Below are 4,687 nucleotides of genomic sequence, written 5' to 3'. Positions count from 1 at the left end.
CTAGTACGGCAGCCGCCGTTCGTGAGGTGACCTCGGATCCTGCGGGAACGAGGACGGCCACCGCATGATCGTCTGTGCGTTGTGGACACAACATTCAACCTTGCGGTGGCCGAGAGCCACAGCGTAGAGCCTGCCCAGTGGCGGCGAACTATCGACCTGGTCATCGACTCGTTCGCTGGCCGGTTCTGTCGGGTCGAGCCTCGCCGGGCGGCTGCCGGGTTCGTCACCGGACTGCTCAGTGACCTGGAGACCAAGACCTGCTGGCAGGTCGCTGAGCAGGCCGGGCATGCCCGGCCGGATGCGATGCAACGGTTGCTCTACCGGGCCAAGTGGGACGCCGACGCGGTGCGCGACGACGTGCGTAAGGTCGTCGCCGACCGGCTCGGTGACCCTGACGGGGTCCTCGTGGTCGACGAGACCGGCGATCTGAAGAAGGGCGTGCACTCGGTCGGTGTCCAGCGGCAGTACACCGGCACCGCCGGGCGGATCGAGAATGCCCAGGTCGGCGTGTTCCTGGCCTATGCGAGCAGACACGGCCACGCCCTGATCGACCGAAGGATCTACCTGCCGAAATCCTGGACCGACGACCGTGGCCGGTGTGAGCAGGCCGGCGTCCCGGACACGATCGCGTTCGCCACCCGGTCCGAGCTGGCCGACGACATGATCAGCGCCGCTGTTCAGGCCCTGGTCCCGGCCCGATGGGTCGCCGCGGACGAGGCCTACGGCAACAACACCCGACTACGCGGTGAGCTGCGCAAACTCCGCCTCGGCTACGTCCTGGCGGTCTCCTGTGATCACCTCGTGCCGATCGACGGGGAGAAGACCCGCTGCCGCGCCGACCGGCTGGCCCAAGGTCTGCCCGCTACCGCGTGGACCCGGCGCAGTGCCGGCGACGGTTCGAAAGGGCCACGGTTCTACGACTGGGCCTGGCTGGCCGACGTCGGCGCCGATCGTGACCCGGCCGACAACGGCCAGCACAGCCTGCTGATCCGCCGCAACCATACGACCGGTGAGCTGGCTTTCTACCGCTGCTGGACACCTCGACCTGCCACCCTCGCCCAGCTCGTCCGAGTCGCCGGAGTCCGGTGGATCGTAGAGGAGTCGTTCCAGGCCGGGAAGGGTCAAGTCGGTCTTGACCAGCACCAGGTCCGCCGCTGGACGTCCTGGCACCGGTTCACCACCCTCGCCCTGGCAGCGCTTGCGGTCCTCGCGATCTGCGCCGCCGACGCCCGATCGGCAGACCGCCACGCTCAGCCCGACATGATCGACCTGACCGTCAATGAGATCCGCCGCCTGATCAACGTCCTGCTGATCCGGCCAACTCGAAGCATTGCCTACCGTCTGCGCTGGTCACGTTGGCGACGCCGACACCAAGCACGAGCCAGACGAGCCCACTACGCCCGCCGTCTCACCCTCGAACTCCAGCCATGATCACGAGCGGCGGCTGCCGTACTAGGTGACTGGACGGATTAGAAAAGGTGGATCAGGCAGGGTTGGGCCGAAGCGACGACCGCGCTCAGTCCGAATCGCGTACATATATATTGATTACTCCCACTCAGGAGTATTACGGAGACCTGCCACATATTGTCGATTGCGCCATATGAGGTCCAACCTTCGCCATCTGGGAGGAGGGTGCTTGTCAGAGTCGTTAAGCAGTGCAACATTACGAATAACTGTAAAGCAGGTCGAGCGAGGTGTGCCATGTTGGGTAAAAGGCGTCGATCAGTGCCCACCGAGGCACATGAGATCGGACAGGGAAAGACTAGCGGTAGTGGCCAAGATACCGAGTGGCCACCGTTCGTAGTTGCCGTCGATATGGAGCAATTGGCTACGAGTCCAAACGGTCAGTGGCAAGTGCACTCGGACGTCCGGAGATCCGCCGTCATGATCTATGGCCCGTACGGCTCCTATGAGTTCGATTTGCGCAACGTGAAGAGGAACGGCCAATTCGGCCCCATACTCGTCAACGGCCGGCGGCTGCCCATCGATATTGGATGGTACCGAGGTAAGCAGTATCCAAGCGGTGGCTTCTTTGCTCGCTGGGGAGAGGACGCACTCCACTAAGGGAGGCAGGAGCGGGTGCCCTTCTAGCACCACTCGGGTGCTGCAAGCGACCTCGAAAGCCTCAAGTGTGACGGTCGTCCTCTGTCCACCACCAGCCGCGGAATCGGTTGTCGCGGCCCTGCATATAGCGTAGGTTCTCAGCGGCAACCCTACGGCCTTGCTCTGTCGCGTCTAGGTTGGCGATTGCAGCTCGATGCTCGAGCTCAAGTATGCGGTCAGCTTTATCTAAATTCGGGTTCTTAGCTCCGGTCTCAATATTCAAGAGTGGGGGATGCGAATCCTCTCGTATCGTGTAGTTAGCAAGCTTTAAGCTGTTGCGCAAGTATTCGGCGTAGGCGTCTGCGCTGTTATTGACACGGCTCCAAAAGTTCTCCCTAGCCGTAGCGACCGAAACTGTACCGTTTCGCGAAGCTTCCGACCATAGCGTGCCGAGAACCGGCGAGGCCGCGAAGTTCGGTGCTTGAACTGTAGCTTGAGCCGCGGCAAGAGCCGCCGCCCGATCAGCATCCTGTCGCGTAGTACGATCTCGCTCCTGCGCACCGAGATTGTCCATCCGAATTGCGTCTTGCCTTGCCGCGTCACGTTGATCCGCAAGCCGCTCGGCGTCTCGACGGTCGTTGTCGCGGAGATCCGCCAGGAGCCTATCACCGTGAGCCGTCTCGAGTCGCTCCTGGTCCTGACGCAAAGATTCGATGCGACGAGCCGTGTCCTCTCGGTCTCGAAGCATCTGTTCGTACAGTCTTTCGTCTGCCTCCTTATTCGCCTGCCTAATGGCCGACAATCGGTCCTGATGGATCCGGTCGTCGCGTTGTCGATCTTCCACGCGCTGTTGAGCCTCCAGATCCGCACGAAGCCGCTCTTGCTGATATTGGGCCTGATATCCTTGCTCATAGCGTGTATCTGGCGTCGATGGTTGATAGTATGGCTGGTCGCGGTAGTCCACCTGATACCCTGGCGCAGGATTTGCAGGACCGATAGGTTCAACTCGGTATCCACCTGCTACTTGCTGAACACGCGCCTCCGCGTCGCGCCGTGACTGCTCCCAAGCTTGCTTAGCTCGAATTTCCGCCTCGTATAGTATCTGTTGCTGCGCTTGCTTAATCTGATCCGCCTCATACTGTCGATGAAGGCGTTCTTCATCGGACCGCCTTTGGTTGGACTCATTTGCGCGTCGTGTGTCTTCATGCCAATCGCTCACCGGACAACCCTATCTATGCTCTACTTCAGTATCGTATATCCCCAATTTGCTGACTAGCCGTACCATGGCGAAGGTCCCGAAGTTCCTCTAACAAACGTCGGTTTGCGGCGAGGTCAGCTGGATCTGAGGACTCCCAAATATTGCAAGGTCTCCTGCCAGGAGGACTCGGCGTAAAGGTCCAGCGCATCTGCAATTCAGATCCTGTCCGCCGTATCTCGAGAGGCAACGTGTAGTCCTCTACTCCTGCCGCGAGCTTATGCCACTCGCCTTGCGGAAACGACTCTAGGTTGAAGCCGACCCGCCCACCACTAGGCGAATAGACTGTTATTCGGCGGAACTCTCGCACTACCTGCCAACCGGTGTCTGCGTGCGTCTCGACGCCTAAGTGTGGATCTAGCCAGAACGGACCATTCTCATCAGAAGTTTCCGACGAGCTTGTCCATGACGGCTGGATTGGGTCCCTCGGGTCGCTGTGGTGCGCCATTGCACTTCTCCCTCCCTGCAGCGCCCTAATCTTCCGCCTGACTCTGCAAAGATCGCCATAGCAAAGACACGCCGGCTCCGGCTTCCGCTCGCCTACCCGCACGTGCTGGGGGTCGTCGCGGACCTGTGGTTTCGCCTGTGATGAGGGCTGTCACTGTCTAGTTATGGGGTTGGTGCCGCGCTGTAGCTGAGACAGTCCCGACCTGACAGTCGGGGGCTGGGGCAAGGCTCGCCGCAGGCGATCGCGAAGCGGCTCGGCCCTTGCCCCCGCCCCCCGACTGTCAGGTAGCTCGAAGGGAGCACAATGCGTAGTCTTGAGGTTGTTCCACCAGCTGAAAGGCGCCGAGTAGGATCGCTATCCTCGCAGCGCATTCACAACGGCCGCCGTATGCAGGCTTGGCTATGTCCTGGCGGTCTCCTGCGATCATCTCGTGCCGATCGACGCGGGCAAGATCCGCTGCCGCGCTGACCTGCTGGCCGCCGATCTGCCCCCGGCCGGGGAACCGGCGCAGTGCCGGTGACGGGTCGAAAGGGCCACGGTTCCACGACTGGGGCCTGGCTCGCCGACGACGGCGCCGGTGGTGATCCCGACGACGACGGCCGGCACAGCCTGCTGATCCGCCGTAACAACACCACCGGTGCGCTGGCTTTCTACCGCTGCTGGACACCCGGCCCGGTCACCCTCGCCCTGGCCCTTGCCGCCCTTGCGACCTGCGCCGCCGACGCCCGGGCCCTGTCCGACACGGGCCACCAGAAATAATCGAGCTGACCGTCAACGAGATCCGCCGCCTGATCAACGTCCTGCTGATCCGCAGTATCACCTACCGTTTGCGCTGGTAAAACCGGCGACGCCGTCACTAGGCAAGGGCCAGATGAGCCGCTACCCCCGCCGCCTCAGCCTCGAGAATCAGCCATGATCACGAATGGCGGCTGCCATACTAG

Annotated in this window: 3 protein-coding genes; 2 read left to right on the top strand and 1 reads right to left on the bottom strand. The window is 62.0% G+C overall.

Annotated elements, in window-relative coordinates:
* The first annotated feature begins 150 nt into the window (after positions 1-150).
* A complete protein-coding gene (locus HJC40_RS44895) occupies positions 151-1,431 on the top strand; it encodes an IS701 family transposase (protein ID WP_374273689.1) in 1,281 nt (426 codons plus the stop codon).
* Between the two features lie 694 nt (positions 1,432-2,125).
* Here the strand turns inward: HJC40_RS44895 and HJC40_RS44890 are convergent.
* Positions 2,126-3,262, bottom strand: coding sequence for a hypothetical protein (locus HJC40_RS44890; protein ID WP_250009994.1), 1,137 nt, complete (start codon positions 3,260-3,262; stop codon positions 2,126-2,128).
* A 1,000-nt stretch (positions 3,263-4,262) separates the two neighbouring features.
* Between HJC40_RS44890 and HJC40_RS44885 the strand changes: the two genes are divergently transcribed.
* A complete protein-coding gene (locus HJC40_RS44885; RefSeq protein ID WP_250009993.1) occupies positions 4,263-4,505 on the top strand; it encodes a hypothetical protein in 243 nt (80 codons plus the stop codon).
* Positions 4,506-4,687 lie beyond the last annotated feature (182 nt).

This window comes from Actinoplanes sp. M2I2, assembly GCF_023544445.1.
Lineage (GTDB): Bacteria > Actinomycetota > Actinomycetes > Mycobacteriales > Micromonosporaceae > Actinoplanes.
This window is presented reverse-complemented; position numbering and strand designations above follow the sequence as displayed.